18 protein-coding genes are annotated in these 19,518 nt (G+C 68.8%); 9 read left to right on the top strand and 9 right to left on the bottom strand.

Going from position 1 to position 19,518, the window contains the following annotated elements; translation table 11 throughout:
• Positions 1-17 precede the first annotated feature (17 nt).
• Positions 18-1,640 carry an ABC transporter substrate-binding protein gene (locus ACSMXO_RS18435; protein ID WP_346261509.1) on the bottom strand — a complete coding sequence of 541 codons (1,623 nt, stop codon included), beginning with the start codon at positions 1,638-1,640 and terminating at the stop codon, positions 18-20.
• Positions 1,641-1,903: 263 nt separating this feature from the next.
• Between ACSMXO_RS18435 and ACSMXO_RS18440 the strand changes: the two genes are divergently transcribed.
• Entirely contained in the window at positions 1,904-2,677 is a 774-nt protein-coding gene (locus ACSMXO_RS18440; RefSeq protein ID WP_455418702.1) for a FadR/GntR family transcriptional regulator, read from the top strand.
• 100 nt (positions 2,678-2,777) lie between these two features.
• A complete protein-coding gene (locus ACSMXO_RS18445) occupies positions 2,778-3,809 on the top strand; it encodes a SecDF P1 head subdomain-containing protein (RefSeq protein ID WP_455418703.1) in 1,032 nt (343 codons plus the stop codon).
• Between the two features lie 391 nt (positions 3,810-4,200).
• On the opposite strand, the gene ACSMXO_RS18450 is transcribed toward ACSMXO_RS18445, so the two are convergent.
• Both ACSMXO_RS18450 and ACSMXO_RS18455 read right to left on the bottom strand, forming a co-directional pair.
• Positions 4,201-5,406 (bottom strand): glycoside hydrolase family 5 protein, encoded by a 1,206-nt coding sequence (locus tag ACSMXO_RS18450; protein ID WP_455418704.1) that lies wholly within the window; start codon positions 5,404-5,406, stop codon positions 4,201-4,203.
• A gap of 326 nt (positions 5,407-5,732) precedes the next feature.
• On the bottom strand, positions 5,733-7,118 hold the full coding sequence (locus tag ACSMXO_RS18455; protein WP_455418705.1) for an RICIN domain-containing protein: 1,386 nt from the start codon (positions 7,116-7,118) through the stop codon (positions 5,733-5,735).
• Between the two features lie 598 nt (positions 7,119-7,716).
• On the opposite strand from ACSMXO_RS18455, the gene ACSMXO_RS18460 reads away from it, so the two are divergent.
• The 5 genes from ACSMXO_RS18460 to ACSMXO_RS18480 are packed head-to-tail and all read left to right on the top strand — an operon-like array spanning position 7,717 to position 10,612.
• Positions 7,717-8,136, top strand: a complete 420-nt coding sequence (locus ACSMXO_RS18460) for a phage holin family protein (protein WP_455418706.1) — start codon at positions 7,717-7,719, stop codon at positions 8,134-8,136.
• Complete coding sequence (locus ACSMXO_RS18465; protein WP_455418707.1) at positions 8,133-8,585, top strand: DUF3618 domain-containing protein; 453 nt, start codon at positions 8,133-8,135, stop codon at positions 8,583-8,585. The genes ACSMXO_RS18460 and ACSMXO_RS18465 overlap by 4 nt, the downstream gene beginning before the upstream one ends.
• A 38-nt stretch (positions 8,586-8,623) precedes the next feature.
• Positions 8,624-9,685: a YihY/virulence factor BrkB family protein gene (locus tag ACSMXO_RS18470; RefSeq protein ID WP_346261502.1), complete on the top strand. Its 1,062-nt coding sequence runs from the start codon at positions 8,624-8,626 to the stop codon at positions 9,683-9,685.
• Between the two features lie 36 nt (positions 9,686-9,721).
• Positions 9,722-10,234, top strand: coding sequence for an HAD domain-containing protein (locus ACSMXO_RS18475; protein ID WP_455418708.1), 513 nt, complete (start codon positions 9,722-9,724; stop codon positions 10,232-10,234).
• Positions 10,235-10,282: 48 nt separating this feature from the next.
• The gene (locus ACSMXO_RS18480) at positions 10,283-10,612 is read left to right on the top strand and encodes a hypothetical protein (RefSeq protein WP_455418709.1); all 330 of its coding nucleotides are present in this window, start codon (positions 10,283-10,285) and stop codon (positions 10,610-10,612) included.
• Positions 10,613-10,621: 9 nt separating this feature from the next.
• Here ACSMXO_RS18480 and ACSMXO_RS18485 read toward each other — a convergent pair whose 3' ends face one another.
• Entirely contained in the window at positions 10,622-11,635 is a 1,014-nt protein-coding gene (locus ACSMXO_RS18485; RefSeq protein ID WP_455418710.1) for a radical SAM/SPASM domain-containing protein, read from the bottom strand.
• Between the two features lie 319 nt (positions 11,636-11,954).
• Here ACSMXO_RS18485 and ACSMXO_RS18490 point away from each other — a divergent pair, with 319 nt between their 5' ends.
• Entirely contained in the window at positions 11,955-13,082 is a 1,128-nt protein-coding gene (locus ACSMXO_RS18490; RefSeq protein ID WP_455418711.1) for a baeRF2 domain-containing protein, read from the top strand.
• 223 nt (positions 13,083-13,305) lie between these two features.
• Here ACSMXO_RS18490 and ACSMXO_RS18495 read toward each other — a convergent pair whose 3' ends face one another.
• Positions 13,306-13,959, bottom strand: coding sequence for a DUF3159 domain-containing protein (locus ACSMXO_RS18495; protein ID WP_455418712.1), 654 nt, complete (start codon positions 13,957-13,959; stop codon positions 13,306-13,308).
• Positions 13,960-14,063: 104 nt separating this feature from the next.
• Complete coding sequence (locus ACSMXO_RS18500; RefSeq protein WP_346261496.1) at positions 14,064-14,711, bottom strand: TetR/AcrR family transcriptional regulator; 648 nt, start codon at positions 14,709-14,711, stop codon at positions 14,064-14,066.
• A gap of 204 nt (positions 14,712-14,915) precedes the next feature.
• Between ACSMXO_RS18500 and ACSMXO_RS18505 the strand changes: the two genes are divergently transcribed.
• On the top strand, positions 14,916-17,915 hold the full coding sequence (locus ACSMXO_RS18505) for a family 16 glycoside hydrolase (RefSeq protein ID WP_455418713.1): 3,000 nt from the start codon (positions 14,916-14,918) through the stop codon (positions 17,913-17,915).
• Positions 17,916-18,001: 86 nt separating this feature from the next.
• Here the strand turns inward: ACSMXO_RS18505 and ACSMXO_RS18510 are convergent, their stop codons facing one another.
• The 3 genes from ACSMXO_RS18510 to ACSMXO_RS18520 form a co-directional block, all read right to left on the bottom strand.
• Positions 18,002-18,226, bottom strand: a complete 225-nt coding sequence (locus tag ACSMXO_RS18510) for a hypothetical protein (protein ID WP_455418714.1) — start codon at positions 18,224-18,226, stop codon at positions 18,002-18,004.
• 81 nt (positions 18,227-18,307) lie between these two features.
• Complete coding sequence (locus ACSMXO_RS18515) at positions 18,308-18,709, bottom strand: RNA polymerase sigma factor (protein WP_455418715.1); 402 nt, start codon at positions 18,707-18,709, stop codon at positions 18,308-18,310.
• An 18-nt stretch (positions 18,710-18,727) separates the two neighbouring features.
• Positions 18,728-19,510, bottom strand: a complete 783-nt coding sequence (locus tag ACSMXO_RS18520; protein ID WP_346261492.1) for a hypothetical protein — start codon at positions 19,508-19,510, stop codon at positions 18,728-18,730.
• Between the last annotated feature and the right edge of the window lie 8 nt (positions 19,511-19,518).

Genomic DNA, 19,518 nt, shown 5'->3' on the forward strand with positions numbered 1-19,518 from the left:
GGCCGCGGCACTGGCGATCAGCGGCGCTGTGCCTGTAGCAGGTTGAACCCCGGGTACGGCTGCGGGCGGATCCCGGAGATCTTCTTCGGGTCCCACGCGGTCATCAGCTCGGTGTGCACCACCGGGTAGAGCACCGCCTGCTCGGCGACCATGTCCAGGTACTGGCGGGTCAGGGCGAGCTTCCTCGCCTCGTCCGGCTCCCGGATCGCCTGGTCCATCAGGTCGAAGATGCTCTTCGCCGCCGGGCTGGTGTCCCACCGGGTGTACTTCATCCAGGTGCCGCCCGAGGTGTAGTTGTAGCGCAGGATCAGGTCGGCGTCGATGCCGAACTGGTTGGGGTTGGAGGCGGCGGCGACCACCTGGTAGTCCTGCGACTGGTCCATCTTGGTGAACAGCGCGCTGGTGTCCTGCGGCTGGAGCGTCGTCTTGACCCCGATCGCGTTCCAGGAGTTCGCGACGGTCGGCAGGCAGTCGCTGATCCAGCTCACGTTGACCGCCATCAGGGTGACCGACAGGTTGGTGACGCCGGCGGCGGCAAGCAGCGACCTGGCCTTGTCCGGGTCGTAGTTGTAGACGGTCTTCGCCCTGGCGTAGGACGGGTTCTGCTCGTTGAGGAAGCTGGTGGCCGCCGTACCGTGCCCTTTGAGCGCGACCTCGATCATCTTGCCGGTGTCGATGGCGTAGAGCAGCGCCTGCCGTACCCGTACGTCGTCGAACGGCTTGGCGCCGGTGTTGAACATCAGGAACATGTGGTTCATGCCCTTGCCGCCCTCGACGGTCAGTCCGGAGTCCTTCAGTTGGGCGATGTTGGCGTAGGGGATGTTGTCGGCGATCTGCGCCTCGGCATGTGCGCCGGAGATCTTCGCGACCCTGGCGGCGGCATCCACGATGGACAGCCAGTTCATCTTCTTGAACTGGGCCTTGCGCGGGCCGTTGTAGTCGGCGAACGCCTCGAAGGTGGTGTTCGACTTCGGGTTGTGCGCGGTCATCCGGTACGGGCCGGAGCCGACCGCCTTGCCGCCCTTGGCCGCGTCCCAGCCGCCGGGCGCACCGAAGACGTGCTTCGGCATGATCTTGGCGATGGCGAGGCGCTTGAGGGCGTCCGGGAAGGGAAAGTTGAAGACCACCTCGACGGTGGTGTCGTCGACCTTCCTGACCTCCTTGAGCCAGGCGCCGAAGAAGCTGTAGAGCAGCACCTTCGCCTGGGGGTCGAGGATCCGCTGGAAGGTGAAGACGACGTCGTCGACGGTGACCGGCTGCCCGTCGTGCCACTTCGCACCCTGACGCAGGGTGAGCTTCCACGAGGTCGCCGCCGGGTCGGCGGGCAACGCGGTGGCGAGCGCCGGGTACGGCTCGCGGGTGATCGGGTCGGTCTCCACGAGACCCTCGTAGATGTGCCCGATCGCGGCCATGGAGAAGGCCGAGGCCGTCATGGTCGGGTCCCAGCTCTGGTCGTTGCCGTACCCGATCACGGCGGTGACCAGGTCTTTGTCGTTAGCGGCGCCGACCGAACCGGTCGAGGCGGGGCCGGACTCGCAGGCGGAGACAGTGGCCGCGATGGTCGCCGCCGCGCTTAGCGCTCCGCTGTAACGCAGGAAGTCGCGACGGCTGAAGACGGGCCGAGATACCGGGGCGCTCACGGTGCCTCCTACAAGGCGTCGGCAGTTATGTGTGCGATGGAAGTTGGACGTCCCACATCCCATGTTGGCATTAGACTGGAGGCTAGAGGTCGATCAGTGTGCGGGTCAAGAGAGGGTTACCTGGAGATGTCAGCACGGTTTCGCCATGATCGGCAGGCGGTCACAGCGGCGTCACGACCTGCCGCCGAACATCGTCGTAGGACGTCCAGTCCGGATACGGCCCCGATCCGCCAGGCCAGCCGGCGTCGCCTCGGCGGGACGCCATGACCGACCGCCCGACCCAGCGGGAGCGCGCCGCGCCCGACCGCCGGGCCCGACCCCGGCTGAGCCGCGCGGTCGAGGTCCAGGAGGCGGTCAAGGACCTCATCCTCGAACGCCGGCTCGCGGCCGGGGACCCGCTGCCCACCGAGTCGGAGCTGATGAAGGACCTGCGGATCAGCCGCAACTCCGTGCGGGAGGCACTCAAGGCGCTGCAGGCCGTCGGCATCGTGGACATCCGGCACGGCTTCGGGATGTTCGTCGGCCGGATGTCGCTCACCGGCTTCGTCGACGAACTGGCGTTCCACAGCCGGATCACCCTGCAGGACGGGCGCAACGACCTCGGCTATCTGACCGAGATCCGCGAGGTCCTGGAGAGCGGGCTGGTCCAGCGGCTGATCGACCGGCCGCAGGAGCTCGATCTGGCGCCGGTCGCCGAGGTGACCGAGCGGATGGAGGCGGAGGCGCTGGCCGGCATCGTCTCGCCGGAGACGGACCGGCTCTTCCACGAACTGCTCTACCGGCCGCTGGGCAACCCGCTGGTCGGCCGCCTGCTCGGCGCGTTCTGGGAGGTCTTCTACCAGCTCCGCGGCGAGCTGGGGACCCCGGACGAGACGCCGGCCGACGTCGCGCGCCGGCACCGCGACATCTACACCGCGATCGCCGCCGGGGACAAGGCGGCCGCCGTCGCCGCGATGCACGCCCACTTCGACGGGGTACGTGGCAAGCTCGCCCGCCTCAACCAGCCGACCGACGATCCGGTGGCTGAAGCTCAGTAAGCTCCGTTCCATGGGCCACGGTCAACCTCCGTCAGTACCGGCCGGGACGCCACCGGCGGGCCTGCCCGGCCCGTCGCCCGGCAGGCGAAAGGTCGTCGCGGTGCTCGTGGCGGGCGGGCTGGCCCTGGCCGTTCTCTGCGGTGCCGGGATCGCGCTGCTGACCGTCGTGGTCCGTGATCGGATCTCCGACGTCCCGCGCGGCAGCACCACGATCACCGTGGAGGCGATCGCCCCCGTCGCCGACGACGCGCTCGAACGGACCAGGCGGGCACTCGCCGGCCGGGCCGAGGCCGCTGGGTTGGCCGATCCGTCGGTGCAGCGGTCCGGCGACCGCAGGATCGTGGTGCGGGTGGCCGGTGCCCACCAGGAGGAGAAACTGCGCGCCCTGGTGGCCGTCGGCGAACTCGAGTTCCGTCGCGTACTCGCCACCACCACGCAGCGATCCGACGCCTCGGCCGCCGGCACCCCGCCGGTGCCGGGCCCGCAGACCGCACCGCCGCCCAGCCGGGACCAGGTGATCACCAAGCTCGGTCGGGCGTACGAGGTCGCCCAGTCGCTCGTCCGGGATCGGCCCGCTCCGGAACAGATCGATCCGGTGACGCGGGAGGCGCTCACCCCCTTCGAGGCGCTCTCCGGCGCCGAGGTCGCGGTGCTGCCGCCCGAGGTGGGATATGTGGTCCCGACGGTGACTTGTGCGCAGTTGCTGGCACGCCCGGTCGACGTGGTCACCGCGCCCGGCGAACGGACCGCCACCTGCGACCGGGCCGAACCACCGAGTAGGTATCTGCTCGACTCCGCCGCTGTGTCGGCGGCGGACATCAGCAAGGCGACGGCGACCCTGGAGACACATGGTCAGTGGGTGGTGACGATCGGCTTCACGTCGGTCGGGCAGCAGCGGTTCACCGAGCTGACCAGGACGGCGTCAGGTGCCGGGGACGGCGCGAACCAGGTGGCCATCGTCGTGGACGACGTGGTGGTCTCCGCGCCGACGATCCAGACCGTACTCACCGGCGACGCCCAGATCGTCGGGAACTTCACCCGGTCGACGGCGGAGGCGCTGGTGAGCCAACTGCGCTCGGGGCCGCTTCCCGTCGCGCTGAGGGTTGTCGACCTGACCAGCGATCCGGGCTAGCCAGCATGAGGTGGCCGGCTCCAGTTCCGCCCAGTAGCCGATCTCGTGGGTCTTCCACGCCGAGCCGGGGGAGCCACACCGGAAGGAGCCGGTTGCCACGGGGAACGACGAAGCCCTCCGGCACCGAGCACGAAGCCCGGCGCCGGGGGCGCGTCGTACCGCGGGCCCGCGATGAACCTTTTTCAACCTCCCCTTGCGGTCCGACGGACCGCAAGGTCGGACGCGGTGCGTAAGCGCCGCGCGGTCCAGGTTGAAAAAGGTTCAATCAGGTGGAGGCGACCGTTGGACGGGCGGGCCTGACCGTTGCTGGGTGGTACCGGTGTTGCGAAGCCGCCGTCGGCGGCCATTCCGGGAGTGCTGGTTCGTTCAACAGGTGCGGCGTGGGGCCGATTCATAGTCCCCAGCCGTACCGGACGCGGTCACGGCCGGACGCATTGCGGACCGTCAGGTTGAGATTGGTGCCGCTGCCGCTCAGGGCGAACATCGAGTAATGGTCGTAGCCGAGGCTTCCGGTGGGCTTGCCGCCGAGCGCGGGCCAGTAGGTGCCGCCCATCTGATTGTCACGCATGACCTGTGTGATGGCGCGAATGTGACGCACGAAGTTGTCGGTGCTGCTCGCGTTGGCGTAGTCGAGGCCGGTGGACATCGGCGCGCCGTACTCGGTCACGACCGCGCGGGAGGCGCAGTTCCCGAGGCGGGTCTGAATGTGGCTTCGGAAGGCGTCGTACGTCATCGCGCCGTAGAAGAAGGCGTAGTGGTGGAAGGACAGCAACGTTCCGCTGAAGCGGCTGTCGTTGCAGACGTCCCGTAGGTCTTGGCTGTAGCCGGTGCCGCCGATGAGCGTCCGGCCGGGCACCGCCGAGTAGTGGTAGCTGAGCCAGTTCGCCGCGACGTTGCGCCAGTCCGCCGAGCTGTAGCCGTGGGGCTCGTTCATCGGCTCGAAGTAGACGTTGGTATTGGAGCCGTAGGTGCTGGTCACGCGGGACCACATCGTGTTCCACGCAGCGATGTTCGTGATCCTGCCGCCGGAGGCGGCGCCGTCCTCCCAATAGGCGAGGATGACCTTGAACCCGCGGGCGGTGGCGGCATCGATGGCGCCCCGGTAGTTGTTCCACCATGTCGTGCCGACGGTGTGGGTGTTGATGGGCAGCCGGACGGTGTTGACCCCCATCGCCGCCATGTCGTCGTAGAGGGCGTTGGCCTTGGCGCGCACAGTCGCGTTGCTGTCGGACTGGCTCAGGCCTTGGACGACGAGCGGGCCGGTGCTGAAGTTGTCACCCAGCACGGCCCAGTTCATGCCTCTGAACTGGTTGGTGGCCGCACTGGCCGGTGATGCGCCGCTGACGGCGGCGACCGGAATCAGCGTCACCGCGGCCAGAGCGCCGATGAGGATGCGACCCAGTGAACCTTTTTCAACCTGGACCGCGCGGCGCTCACGCACCGCGTCCGACCTTGCGGTCCGCCGGACCGCAAGGGGAGGTTGAAAAAGGTTCAGTGATCGCCGACGGGACGTCGATACCTCATCATGTCGAGTGTTGTTCATGGTTTCGACCGATCTGATGGCCTGTTGGATCGCCAAGGTCTCGTCCTTCCTCACGGGGATCCTGTTGCCAAGTACGGCGGATCCGTGCCGTCCTGCTTGTGCGTGGCTGCCCGCTCGGTGTGCGCCGGTGCGCCGACTCGGACTGGCGGCGACCGTGCCGGCGGCCGCGACGCCCCAGCAACATGTGTTTAATCCAATGTGAACTGTCGCGCCATTTATCGAACCAACGGTCAGAAACTGACATAGACGAACATGCGATGGGTGGGGCGATTCCCCGGCTTTACCTCAGGTCACGGCCCCGTGGCAGTCGGCGTTGCGTTCGTGGCGCCCGTGGCGGCCAGGGTTCGTCGCCGTGGGCACCCGGACCGCCCGTCCAGGGGTCACGACTGGGTGCGTGTCCATTGTTGGTTGGTGCCGTTGCCGCAGGTGTATTGGGTGATGTCGGTGCCGTCGGTGGTGCCGGCGCTGACCACGTCGAGGCATTTGCCGCTGTGTCGGGCTCGTAGTTGGTGGTAGTTGCCGGTGGTGATCCATTGCCACTGTTGGTTGGTGCCGTTGCCGCAGGTGTACTGGACGATGTTCGCGTTGTCGGCGGTGGAGGCGGAGGCGACGTCGAGGCATTTGCCGCTGTTTTGGTTGATGATCCGGTAGTAGCCGTTGCCGGCGTCCTGGAATTCCCATTTCTGGTTTCCGCCGCCGTTCCAGCCGTATTGCTTGACCTCTGCGCTGTTGGCGGTGGAGTTGCTTACCACGTCCATGACTTTGCCGCTGTGCCGGGCGGTGATGCGGTAGTAGGGCGGTGACTGGCCGGTGATGGTGCCGGTGTCGGTGTCGATGGTGATCGACGGGTACCAGGTGAGGCTCATGCTGGTGGTGGAGGGGAAGGTGATCGGTAGCCAGACGTACTGGGAGTCGTTGACCGGTCCGTTCCAGGCGCCGGCCCAGCGGTCGCCCATGTAGAGGTAGCTGGTGGTGGTGGTGCCTTGGATCGGGAGGACGAACGTGGGCTGGGATCGGAACGTGGTGGAGTCGCCGACGTTGGTCCAGCCGGTCCATGGGCCGGAGATGCTCGGCGCGGTGGCGTACCGGGCCTGGTTGGGGTTCCAGCCGGTGGCTGCTGAGGTGAGGAGGAAGTAGGTGTTGCCCCGCTTGAACATCGCGGGTGCTTCACGGTGAGCGTCGTTCCAGAAGTTGCCGACCAGGCTGGACACGCTGAGGAAGTCGGCGGTGAGTCGGTAGATGTGTAGGTCGTAGTTTTCGTCGGCGGCGGAGATCATGTAGGCGGTGCCGTTGTCGTTGTAGAGGGTGATGTCTCGGGACATGTGTTGTCCGAGTGGTCGGAAGCTGCCGTGGTAGGTGTAGGTGCCGTCGATGGTGGTCGAGGAGGCGACGGCGGCGCGGGCTTCGCTGTAGTTGGATCCGTTCTCCTTGTGCATCCACATCACGTACCGGCCGGTGCTGGTGTTGTAGATGACCTTCGGTCGTTCGATGTTGGCGACCTGGAGTTCGGTTGCGGATGACTGGGTGAGGACGTTGTTGCGGAATTCCCAGTCGCGTAGGTTCGTGGAGCGGTAGACGGAGACCGCGCGGAAGGTGTTGTCCGGGTTGCGGTTTTCGCCGAACCAGTAGTAGTGGTTGCCGACCTTGAGTACGCCGCCGCCGTGGGCCTGTAGCGGGTTGCCGCTGGTGTCTGTGAACTGCGTGCCGTTGGTGATGGTGACCGGTGTCGCCTGGGCGGGCGTGCCTGTCCCGGTCACCACGGTCATGACCGCTGCCGCGGTGACGGCGAGTGACATTCCGAGCGATAGGAAACACCTGCTCCGTCTCACTTTGTGTCCCTTCTGTTTGGTTTCTGTGGTCGGGTGGCCGAGGGCCTTCTGGTGCCGTCCTGGCGCATCCCCGGCCCTGACCCTCCGGCGGTGGCACCGGCCTCCGGCTGGCTGCCCCTCCGGACCGCGGGTGTTGACGGTCCGGCAACACCTTGGTAATCGAGCGTGCACCGGCACACCAGATCCTGAACCGATTTATCCATGGAAGTTGATAAATGAACGTCGGTGGTTGCCGCGACGTGTGTTGCTGGTACTAGGATTCTTTGCCCAGCTCAGGGGCGTGGCTGGAGGCCCTCCAATAGATTGTGGACTATGTCTTCCCTGGGCGGTCGGCGTCGTTGCGGGCACGTGGCGGCGGTGTCAGCACGGCGCGCCGGCTCGCGGATCGGCCACCAAACCGACTCGGATCGTCCTCCGGGGACGGTCGCCTCGTCGGTCCGTCCGGGCCTGCGTCGCCCCGAACGACGGCGGCCCGTCGTTTTGAGCAGGACCTCGATGGGGCATATCCGTCAGTCAGCGGAAGGGAGCGGACGAGATGAGTGACCTCACCCGGGACGGCCCGGCTGGTCCCGCGCAGGCGTCGACCGCCGAACTGGTCCGCCAAGCCGCCGAGCAGATCTCGCGCCTGGTCCGGGACGAGCTGGCGCTGACCAAGGCGGAGATGACCGAGAAGGGTCAGAGAGCGGGCCTCGGTGCCGGCCTGTTCGGCGGCGGCGGGCTGGTCGCCCTGTACGGGGTGGCGGCGCTGCTGGCCAGCGTCATCCTCGCGATGGTCGAGGCGATGCCCGGCTGGCTGGCCGCGTTGATCGTGTCCGTGGTGCTCTTCGCCGCCGCCGCCGGGCTGGCCCTCGTGGGCCGCCGGCAGGTGCGGCAGGCCAGCCCTCCGGTCCCCGAGGAAGCGGTCCGCAGCGTCAGGGCCGACATCGATGAGATGAAGGAGAGGGCACACCGATGAGCACGAGTACCGGTAAGAGCGGGCATACCCGCACCACGGCCACAGGCGTGCCGGCTGTACCGCCGACGGACGACCCGGACGTGATCCGTGCCGACATCGCCCAGACCCGGGCCGAGCTGGGCGACACCGTCGAGCATCTGGCGGAGCGGGCGGACGTCAAGACCCGTGCCAAGGAAAAGGTCGCCGAGGTCAAGGGCCAAGCCGGGCAGGTCAAGGACCGAGCGGCGGATACCGCCCAGGCGGCCGCGGCGGGCGCGAAGGACGCCGTCCAGGTCACCGCCGTGCGGGCTAAGGAGGCCACCCGGCGCACCGTCGGAAAGGCGCGACAGCGGCCGGCGCAGTACGTCGGCGTGCTGGCCGGGCTCGTCACCGCCCTGGCAGCGGTGCTGCTGGTGCGCCGCCGCCGCGCGGCCAAGGGTGCCCGGCTGCGGCGGTGGTGGTCGCGGTAGAGGCAGCCCGCTACGAGACCTGAGAGGCAGGCTCCGCGATGGTGGACAACAGCACCGACCGCGCCTATCGCGACCACCAGACCGCCGACGGCGAACCGACCGGCGGGGGTCGGGGCGCGTCGGCGCCGCAGGCCGGCTCGCACGGGGCGGGACAGGCTCCGGACCAGCCCACCAAGCTCGGTGTACGGGGCTGGTGGGGCGTCCTGCGGCGTACCGTGCGCGAGTTCGGCGACGATCGCCTGACCGACTGGGCCGCCGCGCTCACCTACTACGCGGTGCTGTCGATCTTCCCCGGCCTGCTGGTCCTGGTCTCGGTGCTCGGCCTGATCGGCGACTCGGTACTTCAACCGCTGATCGACGACATGGGCAGGATCGCGCCCGGCCCGGTCGGCGAGATCCTGAAGACCGGGGCGCGCAACCTCATCGAGGCGCAGGGCACGGCCGGACTGTTCGCCGTCATCGGCCTGGTCGTCGCGCTGTGGTCCGCGTCCGGGTACATCGCCGCGTTCATGCGCGCGTCCAACGCCATCTACGACGTACCCGAGGGCCGCCCGATCTGGAAGACCCTGCCGATCCGGGTCGCGGTCACCATCGTGGTCGGGATCCTGCTGGCGGTCAGCGCTCTGACGGTCGTCTTCACCGGCAAGCTCGCCGAGTGGGTCGGTGACGCCCTGGGCGCGGGCTCGGCGCTGATCACCGGCTGGAACGTCGCCAAATGGCCGATCCTGGTGGTGCTGGTCAGCCTGATGTTCGCCATCCTGTACTGGGCCGCGCCCAACGCCCGCCAAGGCGGCTTCCGGTGGATCACCCCCGGCGGGCTGGTGGCCGTCGTCGTCTGGATCATCGCCTCGGCCGGGTTCGCGTTCTACGTCGCCAACTTCGGCACCTACAACAAGACCTACGGCACCCTGGGTGGCGTCGTCATCTTCTTCGTCTGGCTGTGGATTTCCAACCTGGCGGTGCTGCTCGGCGCCGAATTCGACGCCGAACTGCACCGTGGCCGCGCCATTGCCGGCGGGCACCCTGAGGACGAGGAGCCGTTCGTCGAACTCCGCGACACCAGGAAGATCAAGAAAGGCAGAGACAGGGGTCTGGCCTGATCGGCCGGCGTTGAGTGGTGGTTGTAGGTTCACCCCATGGTGTCGAGCCCGGCGCACCGTCCGTTGATCTTTCTCGACGTGGACGGACCACTGATCCCGTTGGTCGCACGGCCCGCCAACCCTGGACGTCCCGCACGCCCCGCCGGGTCGAGTCCACCCGACACAACGGGGAACCCGCTCCTTGACCGGCTCCGTCCGGAGGATGGGCGGATGCTCCTGGAGTTGGGATGCCAGCTGGTCTGGGCGACGACGTGGATGGCGGACGCCAACGACGTTATCTCGCCGCGGATCGGCCTCCCGGAACTGCCGGTCGTGGAATGGCCCGACTCGGACGACGAGCCGCGGGCCGGCCTGCACTGGAAGACGATGTACCTGACCCGGTGGGCAGCCGGACGTCCGTTCGTCTGGCTGGACGACGAGATAACCGACGCCGACCGGAGATGGGTCTCGACCGAGCATCCATCGCGGGCCCTGCTGCATCGCATCGACCCCTACATCGGCTTGACCGGGGCAGACCTCGCACTGGTTCGCCGATGGCTCGCGGAGTGACGACAGACCTTCGGTTTCGTCCTGGCAGGCCATGGGAACGAGGTAGGCATGCATCCGCACCAGCCGGCCGTGCCCGGCATGCCGACCGAGCCGCTGCCCATCGCCCAGGTCAACCCGGGAATGTCGGTGGTGGACGCCGCAGGCGAAGCCGTCGGGACGGTCTCCGCCGTGCAGCAGCCCGGCACCGACGTGCGGCCGGATGCGCCAGCCGGCGAGGCGGAACGCCTGATGGCGACCGGATATCTGCGGGTCGATGTCGCCGGGCTGATGGCCGGTGACGCCTACCTCGGCGGCGACCAGGTTGCCGACGTGTCGGAGGCCGATCCGGGCGTGGTGACGCTCACGGTACTGCGCGGTGCACTGGCTCGGGCAACCTGACGTCCGAGGTCAGAACGTGTGCCGGTAGAGGGAGCAACCCCGGCACACGTCGGGTGGGTCGTCGCCGGAGAGACGCCGGCGGAACTCGCGGTACGCATCGCCGTACCAGATCTGGGAGAAGCTCTGCTCGGCCAACCGTCCCAGCGACACCCGGTCGTCGCCCATCACCATGCAACAGGGCTGTAGCACGCCGGTGCTGGTGACGTAGGCCGCCTCCCAGGGCCAGGAGCAGCCCCGGCCGTCGGGCACCCCGGTCACCGGTGGCGTGCCCGGGCGCGGCAGACGCAACCGTACCCGGTGGTCCCGCGCCACCCGCCTCGCCTCGTCGAAGACGGCGGCCGCCCGGTCGCCGTCCTGCCCGGTCCACAGCGCCTGCTCCGCAGTGAACCGGCGGATCTCGTGGTAGCGGCCGGTCGGGTCGGTGTCCGAGAAGCTGTGCGACAGGTTCTGCACGTGCAACTCGTCCACGCCGAGGCGGCCGAGCAGGCGCACCAGGTCGGGTAGTTCGGCGACGTTGTCGCGCATCGCGACGAAGACCACCCGGACCCACGGGGTGCTGCTGCCGGCAGCGCGTCTGGCCCGGACGAGCCCGGCGAGGTTCGAGACGACGGTGTCGAAGTCAGCCGTGTCGCGGACGGCCTGGTAGGTGGTTGCCGATGCGCCGTCGAGCGAGACATGGAGCCAGTCGACCCCGCTGTCCACCAGCTCTTCGGCCCGGTGGCGGTTGAGCAGGGTGGCGTTGGTGTTGAACCCGACGACGATCCGCCGAGCGACCGCCGCCATGATCATCTCCATCAGGTACGGCGACAGGAGCGGCTCGCCGAGTCCCTGGAGGGTCAGCCGGTTCAGAGTGGGCACCTGGTCCAGGATCCGGTGGAACAGCTCCGGCCGCATGGCACCGGCGAGCTTGTTCACCGGCGGCCGGTACCGCACCAGGCACATGACGCAGCGCAGGTTGCATGCCGAGGTGATCTCGAGCTGCACGTGCGCCGGCAACGGCGGGTGCAGAGCGTCGGCCGGCATTTTCTCCGATGCCCCATATCTATCCGAGCAAACCTGCCTGCCCCGCGCACGGTCGAGCATGATCGCGCTCGGACGGCCAGCGCGGCGGTTGGGTCGATCTTCGGCGGCATGACCAGCACTGAACCTTTTTCAACCTGAACCGCGCGGCGCTCGCGCACCGCGTCTGACCTTGCGGTCCACCGCACCGCAAGGGGAGGTTGAAAAAGGTTCACTCTGTGTGGTGGTGGCGATCCGAGACGTACGGGAGTCGGAACCGGTGTGACTGGCCGGAGCGCCGGGGTAGGGGTATCCGGAAAGACCGATGAGAGAAGAGGTTGTCATGGATGTGCAGTTCCTGCGTCCGCTCTTCGACCGCCGGGGACCGTGGGCGTCCGTCTACCTGGACGCGACCCGGTCCGTCGAGAACGCCGACCGCCAGGTCGATCTGCGGTGGCGCGCGCTCCGCGACCGGCTGGCTGGTCAGGGCGCCGACGAGGGCACCCTGAACGCCATCGACAGCGCCCTCCGGGACCAGCCGAACCAACCCGGCCAGTACGGGTTGGCGGTGTTCGCCCAGGCCGGCGAGATTGTCATGGTCGAGCCGCTGCCGGCAGCTCCGCCCAGCGACGAGGCCCGTTACGAGGCGCTGCCCCACGCGATGCCGCTGCTCGCCCAGCGGGGCGAGGAGGTGTCCTACGTCCGGGTGCTCGCCGACCGTACCGGAGCTGACCTTGAGGGGCTCGCGGTCGGCAGGGCGCCTCGGCGCCGTACCGTCGAGGGCGGCGAAGATTTTCCACTGCGCAAGGTGCGGGTCGGCGGGTGGTCGCACCGCCGGTACCAACGGGCTGCCGAGGAGTCCTGGGAGCGCAACGCGGGGGACATGGCCGCCGCCGCGGTCGACCTGGCCGAGTCCGTCGGTGCCGAGGTGATCGTCCTCGGCGGGGACGTGCGGGCAGTGCAGACGTTCGTCGAACAACTACCCAAGCGCTGGCAGGACAGGGTGGTACGGACCGACGCCGGCTCGCGGCGTGCCGGAGCCGACCACGACGCCTTGGACGACGTGACGGTCCAGGCCATCGCAGACGTGGCGGCTCGCCATGTCCGGGAGACGATCGACCGGTATCGGGCCCAGCGCGGTGACCACGCCGCGGCCACCGGCCTCGTCGACCTGGTCTCCACGCTCCAGCGCGGACAGGTCGACACCGTACTGCTGGTCAACGACTCGTCCTCCACGGACACCCTCTGGATCGGCCCTGACGACCCGAGCCTGATCGCGGTGGACGAGGAGACGCTGCGCGACGCCGGCGTCCAGGAACCGCAGAAGGTACGCGCAGACGCCGCGCTGCTGCGGGCGATCGTCGGCACCGGAGCCCGTCTCGTCCTGGTCGGTCCCGGCGAGGCCCCGCTGGAACACGGCGTCGGCGCTGTCCTGCGCTACGCCGACGCCAGCACCGCCGCCTCCTCGTGAGATCCGGCCTCCTCCGGCGGCGGCCGGATCCCACAGCCGGCCGCCGCCGCGAACTCCTGCCCCGGTGTCAGGCGAACGGCCCGGTGCGGCCGCCGAGGTGCGGGTGGAGCGGCTCGCCGGGCTGGGAGGTTCCAGCGCTGGACCGGGTGCTGCTGCCGCGCGTCGGCCCTGGACGACGTGCTGGCGTGCGCCTACGTGCCACCGGGGCGGGCCGGTCGCCGGGTCAACGACTACGGCAGTAGCCGAGGCGGTGGTCCGCGTGGCGGGTGGCCCAGACGACGACGACCAGCGCCACCGCCCATAGTGGATAGTTCATCGCGATCTTCGAGGCCGTCAGCCAGCCGACCTCGTTCTGCGCGTAGAGCCGCTGCAACACGATGAACCGGGCCGCGAACACGGCCGCGAGCACAGCGGTGGCGATGTCGTACCGTCGCAGCGACGGACGGTCCCGGCGCCACCACAAGCCGACCCCCTGCATGGCGCTCCAGAGCACGCCGACCAGCGGCCGGCGTAGCACGATCGAGATGACCAGGGCGACGGACGCCAGGAAGTACCACCAGATGTCGGCCAGGAAGAAGTCCCGAGCCTCTCCGCTGCGTGCGGCGAGGATCCCGGAGATCGCCACGCCGACGAACCCGCCGAATGCCGGACGCAGCGGCTGGCGACGCAGCACACGCACCAGGGTGACGAGCACACCGGTGCCGACGGCGATGGCTATCGCCGGGTACAGGCCCCACCACGAGTTGCTGATCACCAGCACCGTGGGTGGCAGGGACGACTGGATCAGCCCGGTCAGGCCGCCGGTACGCTCCCACACCGTTGTCGTCGCCGCCTTCGGAGCGGGGCGGTCGCTGTCTGTGTTGTTGTCGGACGGCATCGGGCTCCCCTTCCCTGAGCCTTTTTCCACCTCCCCTTGCGGTCCGACGGGCCGCAAGGTCGGACGCGGTGCGTAGGCGCCGCGCGGTCCAGGTCGAAAAAGGTTCACTGTGGATGTGTCTGACTCGCGGCTGCGGCGCGATTTCCCTGCTCGATCGACCGCCTCGCCCGTGCCGGGTCGTCGCCGTAGCCGATCAGCAGCCGGAAGGTCATGTCGTCGAGGACGAACCGCGCCTGCTCGTCCGGCAGGAGCTCGGCGACCGTCATGGTGACCATGCCGTGTCGCATGCTCCATATCTGGGCCGCCCAGACCGGGACCAGAGACGCATGCGCAGCCGGGAAGCGACCAGCGGTCACGCATCGGCGTATCACCGCGACCAGCCGCTCGTAGGTCGCGGCGCCGAGGTTGTCGTCCTCCGGTGGGGGGTCGAGGAACATCGCCCGGTACAGGTGATGGTTTGCCACGCCGCTGGCGAAGAAGACCGCGCCGGCCGCGACGAGGTCGGCGACCGGGTCGTCCGAGGCCGGCACCGCGTCGAGTCGCGCGTCGAGGCGGCCGAACGCCTCCTCCCGGACCGCCCGCCGAACCTCGGCCATGCTCTGGAACCGGCTGAAGACGGCCATCGTCGAGGAGCCGATCTCCGCCGCCAACCGGCGGCTGGTCAGCGCGGCGGGACCCTCCTGGGCCAGCACCCGCGCGGCCGCTTCGACCAGCATCGTACGCACCCTGGGATCGGCCGGTCGAGGACTCATACCCGCAGCATACCATTGTTATATAACGTCGGTACAAGAACCTTGGGGCGACTTTTACTCATTCCTCCGAAAGTTTCGATGGCTTGATCCAAAGTGGTACGGTCAGCGACCTATCTTTTGTGCTGCGAGATCGATCCGACCGGTTCATCGGAAGGAAGCTGCCCGACCGCTGTCCTACCGGATCCGCACTCATCAGGAGGAACCGTGACCGCTCCGAACCGACGGCACCCGCGCGGTCGAGCCGCGCTCGCGGGTGCCGCTCTGGCGATCCTTTCTGCCGCCGCCACCGTCACCCCGGCCATGGCCGCGCCCGTCGCCGCCGACATCCCGCCACAGGAACCCGGCGTCACCCTGCGCTCCTTCGACATGGGCGTCCCGCTGTCGGCGCTGTGCACCCTCAAACCGGCCCAGACCCCGAACGTCGACAAGCTCATGCCGCAGATCAACTGGTCCACCACCGACGAGTTCGGCCTCTCCGACCGGTTCATCAGTCATGCCGTCGCCAACCTCGCCGCGCCCGTCGACGGCAGCTACACGTTCCGGCTCACCAGTGACGACGGATCACGGCTGACCATTGGCGACCAGGTTGTCGTCGACCACGACGGTCTGCACGGCGAGACCTCCGCGGAAGGGTCCGTCACCCTGAGTGCCGGCCCGCACCCGTTGTTCGTCGAGTTCTTCGACAACGGCGGCGGCCAGGTACTGCGGCTCGAGTGGCGCGTCCCCGGCACCGACCACTTCGAGCTCGTGCCGACCTCCGCGCTGAGCACCGACGCGGGCGTCGTGCGTGTCACGGCGCCGGGGTGGAAGTACTGCGAGGGCGCCACCGACTCGGCCGGCGACGGCCTGCCCCTCGACCGGGTGCACCCCGGCTACACCCTTACCGACCTGCGTCCACAGGGGGTCCAGCCACAGGTCACCGGCATGGCCTTCATGCCCGACGGCGACCTGGTGATCTCGACCTGGGGCGGCACCGACAACGCGACCGGCGAGGTCTACGTGGTCGAGGGCGCCACCGGCCGGACCGGCCCCGAGCAGGTGACCTACCGCAAGTTCGCGGAAGGGCTGCGCGAACCCCAGGGCGTTGCCGTGGTCGGCGGCACGGTGTACGTCAGCCAGAAGCACGAGCTGACGGCCCTGCGCGACACCGACGGCGACGGCGCCGCGGACAGCCGCCGGACGGTCGCCACCTGGCCGTGGGGCGGCAACTTCCACGAATTCGCGTTCGGCCTGCTCTATCGGGACGGATACTTCTACCTCAACCTGTCGGTCGCCATCAACCTGGGTGGCGCCACCACGGTTCCTCAGCCCGCGCCGAACCGGGGTACCTCGATCAAGGTGAACGCCAGGACCGGGAAGATCACGTACGTCGCCGGAGGGCTGCGTACCCCCAACGGAATCGGCTGGGGCCCCCGGGGCGAGGTCTTCGTCACCGACAACCAGGGAGGCTGGCTACCCGCGTCCAAGCTGGTCGAGATCAAGCAGGGCGGGTTCTACAACCACTACACCACCCCGGCCGGCCCGTTCGACGACGAGCCGGTGACGCGTCCCATCGTCTGGCTTCCGCAGAACGAGATCGCCAACTCGCCATCCACCCCGGTGCTGCTGCGGCAGGGGCCGTACCAGGGGCAGCTGGTCGTCGGCGACGTGACCTACGGCGGCCTGCAGCGCGTGTTCCTCGAGAAGATCGAGGGCCAGTACCAGGGCGCGGTGTTCCGGCACACGCAGGGCTTGGAGTCCGGCGTCAACGAGGTGGCCCTCGGCCCCGACGGCGCGATCTACGTGGGCGGCCTGGGCGCTGGCGGCAACTGGGGCCAGGAGGGCAAGCTCACCTACGGCCTGCAGAAGCTGACGCCCAACCGCAGCTCGGTGTTCGAGGTCAAGCAGATGCGCGCGTCGCATGTCGGGTTCGAGCTGGAGTACACCGAGCCGCTGTCGACCGAGACCGCGCAGGAACTCGCGGATGCCTACCAGGTGACGCAGTGGCGCTACGGTGCGACGAGCCAGTACGGCGGGCCCAAGCTGGAGCTGGAGACGCTCGACGTCACCAGGGCCGAGCTGTCGCGGGACCGCCGTACCGTCAAGCTCAAGATCCCGGGCCTGAAGGAGAACCGCGTGGTGCACGTGCGCTCACCTCGCCCGTTCAGCTCCGCCGACGGCGAGGAGCTGTGGAACACTGAGGCCTGGTACACGCTCAACGAGATTCCGGGTCGCGTGGTGCAGCCGCAGACGTTCTTCGAGGCCGAGGAGGGCCGGACCGCCGGTGTCGGCATGGCGACCGACCACGCCGGCTACTCCGGTGCGGGCTTCGCCGCCGGGTTCGCCCAGGACGGCTCGTCGACCAGGATCGCCGTCGACGTCCCGGCGAGCGGGACGTACGACCTGGCGATGCGCTACAGCAACGGCCCGAACCCCTACTCCGGCGAGAAGCAGCTCAGTCTGTACGTCAACGGCGAACGGGTGGAGCAGACGGTCTTTCCCTCCACCGTGACCTGGAAGGAGTGGGGCACGGTCACCACGAGCGTGCGCCTGGGCAAGGGCCGTAACGTGATCGAATACCGTAAGGAGGCCACGGACTCCGGACACGTGAACCTCGACGTGCTCGCCGTCCGGCCGCACGGCAAGCGCATCACCTTGTTCAACGGCCGTGAGCTCACCGAATGGCAGCACAGCGACGGGCGTGAACCAGAGTGGACGGTCGCCGACGGTGCCATGACGGTGCGCAACGGAGACCTGCGTACGGTGCAGGCCTTCGGCGACTTCCGCCTGCACGTCGAGTTCAACCTGCCGCTGTACCCGCCGGACGTGACCGGCCAGGCGCGCGCCAACAGCGGCGTGTACCTGCAGGACCGCTACGAGATCCAGGTGCTGGACTCGTTCGGCATCGACCCGCCGCAGACCAACGACTCCGCAGCCATATACCTGCAGAAGGCTCCCGACGTGAACGCGGCGCTGCCGCCCCAGCGCTGGCAGACGTACGACATCGTCTACCGGCAGGCCCGCTACGACGCGGCCGGCAACAAGGTCGAGAACGCGCGCGTCACCCTGGTCTGGAACGGTGTCACGGTGCACGACGACGTCGAGATCCTCGGCCCCACCGGCGGCAGCCGGCCCGAGGGTCCGGCCTCGGGCGCCATCCGGCTGCAGGACCACGGCAACCCGGTCCAGTACCGCAACATCTGGGTCGAGCCGCTCGACCAGTAGCAACGCCTGCGGCCACAACGTGGGCGGCCGGGACTGGTTCGCCAGTCCCGGCCGCCCACGTCTGCTGCGGGCCGGGCTGCCGATGCCTACCTGCCGGGTGTCGGGGTCGGACCGGTGCTCTCGCCCGGAACGCCCAACGGGACGATCGTGCAACGTTCCTCGTCGAGCGGAACGATGTTGACCTGCGTGGCGGCCACCTCGTCGCTGCTGTCCATGGCATACGCGGTCAGCGCCAACCGCTCGTCCGTATCCAGCCGGCCGGGATGGACGATGAAGCCGTACCCGTTGCTGTCCAGGCCCTTTTCGGACATGGAGAAGTCAGTACGTATGGTCTGCTGCGCGCAGACCGTGCCGGCAGCCGCCGGCCGGCCACCCGGCTGATGGCACGCCTTTCACGTTCGCCGCAGATCAGCCAGGAGGACGTTCCGGGCGATGCCGTACGTCCAGGCCCGGACGGTTCCTCTCGTTGGCCGGTAGCGGGGGGCGCCATCGATGGCGGCCAGGAACACGTCGGCGGTCAGGTCCGCGACCCGCTCCGGCTCCCGAACCCGCCGGGCCAGGTAGTTCTGCACGATGTCGAAATGCGCCCGGTAGTACGCCCGGTCGGACGAACCGCAAGGTCGGACGCGGTGCGTGAGCGCCGCGCGGTTCAGGTTGAAAGGTCCAATGACGGTGCCCCCAGCGCGCCAGGTCGGCGTGCTGGGGGCCAGGGCTCGGGCTCGAAGTAGGGCGAGGTGGGGAACGCTCGTCGGTGTCCGGGCCGTCTCCGGCCGCATGGCGTCGATCGACACCATGCGGCCGGGAAGAACGGGTCAGACTCCCAACGAGCGCAGTTGGGGTAGCGCGGACAAGGCCGTGGGTCGGCTGGTGTTGCGGGTGGCGGAGTTCTCGGCCTGGGCGCGGACGGGTTCGGCCGGGGCGGTGACCCACTGGGACTGGCCCCAGTCGCCGTTATAGGCGGTGCACTCCCACCACTTCTCGCGCGGCAAGCCCGGCTCCTTGAGGCCCTTCTTCACACAGTTCGTCGGGGTGAGCTTGGCGACGACCGCCTCGTAGCTGCGGATCTGGTCCTGGATGACCAGGTTGATGCCGTTGGGCAGGCCGGCGCGGCCCCGAGCGGCGATCACGATGGCGAACAGTGCGGGCAGGACGTGACCGATGTTGTCGACCGCCTGCGGGGTCTGGACGGTGCTGACGTACGCGGTCGCCAGCGTCGCGCAGCCCGTCGCGTTCTGCGCCCAGAGCTGCCGCACCGTGTTCGACATGTTCTCGATGTCGGCGAACTCGATGGTGTGCTGGCGGGCGCAGGCCTGCACCTCGGCGCTGGCGATCAGGTCGGTGTGGGCGATGATGTCGTTCTTCGCGGCTTCGACGGCAGCGACGATCTGCTGGACCGCCGCCTTCAGCGAGGCGTCCTCGGAGCCGCCGCCGGACAGCAGGTGCCCGGCGACCGCGACGACGAGGCTGGTCCAGTCGAAGACCATGGCCCGCACGTCACCGGTGCGCGGCGCGGCCTGGGCCGGTACGGCGGGGACCACCGTGACCGCGACGGCCAGGCCGGCGGCGATCAGGCAGTTGCGCAGTCGTTTCCTCACGTTGCTCT

The organism is Plantactinospora sp. DSM 117369, from assembly GCF_053764795.1.

Coding starts and splice junctions, on each gene's coding strand:
- ACSMXO_RS18440 (WP_455418702.1), top strand. CDS start 1,904: ATGACCGACCGCCCGACCCAGCGGGAGCGCGCCGCGCCCGACCGCCGG.
- ACSMXO_RS18455 (WP_455418705.1), bottom strand. CDS start 7,118: ATGACCGTGGTGACCGGGACAGGCACGCCCGCCCAGGCGACACCGGTC.
- ACSMXO_RS18460 (WP_455418706.1), top strand. CDS start 7,717: ATGAGTGACCTCACCCGGGACGGCCCGGCTGGTCCCGCGCAGGCGTCG.
- ACSMXO_RS18465 (WP_455418707.1), top strand. CDS start 8,133: ATGAGCACGAGTACCGGTAAGAGCGGGCATACCCGCACCACGGCCACA.
- ACSMXO_RS18470 (WP_346261502.1), top strand. CDS start 8,624: ATGGTGGACAACAGCACCGACCGCGCCTATCGCGACCACCAGACCGCC.
- ACSMXO_RS18475 (WP_455418708.1), top strand. CDS start 9,722: ATGGTGTCGAGCCCGGCGCACCGTCCGTTGATCTTTCTCGACGTGGAC.
- ACSMXO_RS18480 (WP_455418709.1), top strand. CDS start 10,283: ATGCATCCGCACCAGCCGGCCGTGCCCGGCATGCCGACCGAGCCGCTG.
- ACSMXO_RS18485 (WP_455418710.1), bottom strand. CDS start 11,635: ATGCCGGCCGACGCTCTGCACCCGCCGTTGCCGGCGCACGTGCAGCTC.
- ACSMXO_RS18490 (WP_455418711.1), top strand. CDS start 11,955: ATGGATGTGCAGTTCCTGCGTCCGCTCTTCGACCGCCGGGGACCGTGG.
- ACSMXO_RS18495 (WP_455418712.1), bottom strand. CDS start 13,959: ATGCCGTCCGACAACAACACAGACAGCGACCGCCCCGCTCCGAAGGCG.
- ACSMXO_RS18500 (WP_346261496.1), bottom strand. CDS start 14,711: ATGAGTCCTCGACCGGCCGATCCCAGGGTGCGTACGATGCTGGTCGAA.
- ACSMXO_RS18510 (WP_455418714.1), bottom strand. CDS start 18,226: ATGTCCGAAAAGGGCCTGGACAGCAACGGGTACGGCTTCATCGTCCAT.
- ACSMXO_RS18515 (WP_455418715.1), bottom strand. CDS start 18,709: ATGGTGTCGATCGACGCCATGCGGCCGGAGACGGCCCGGACACCGACG.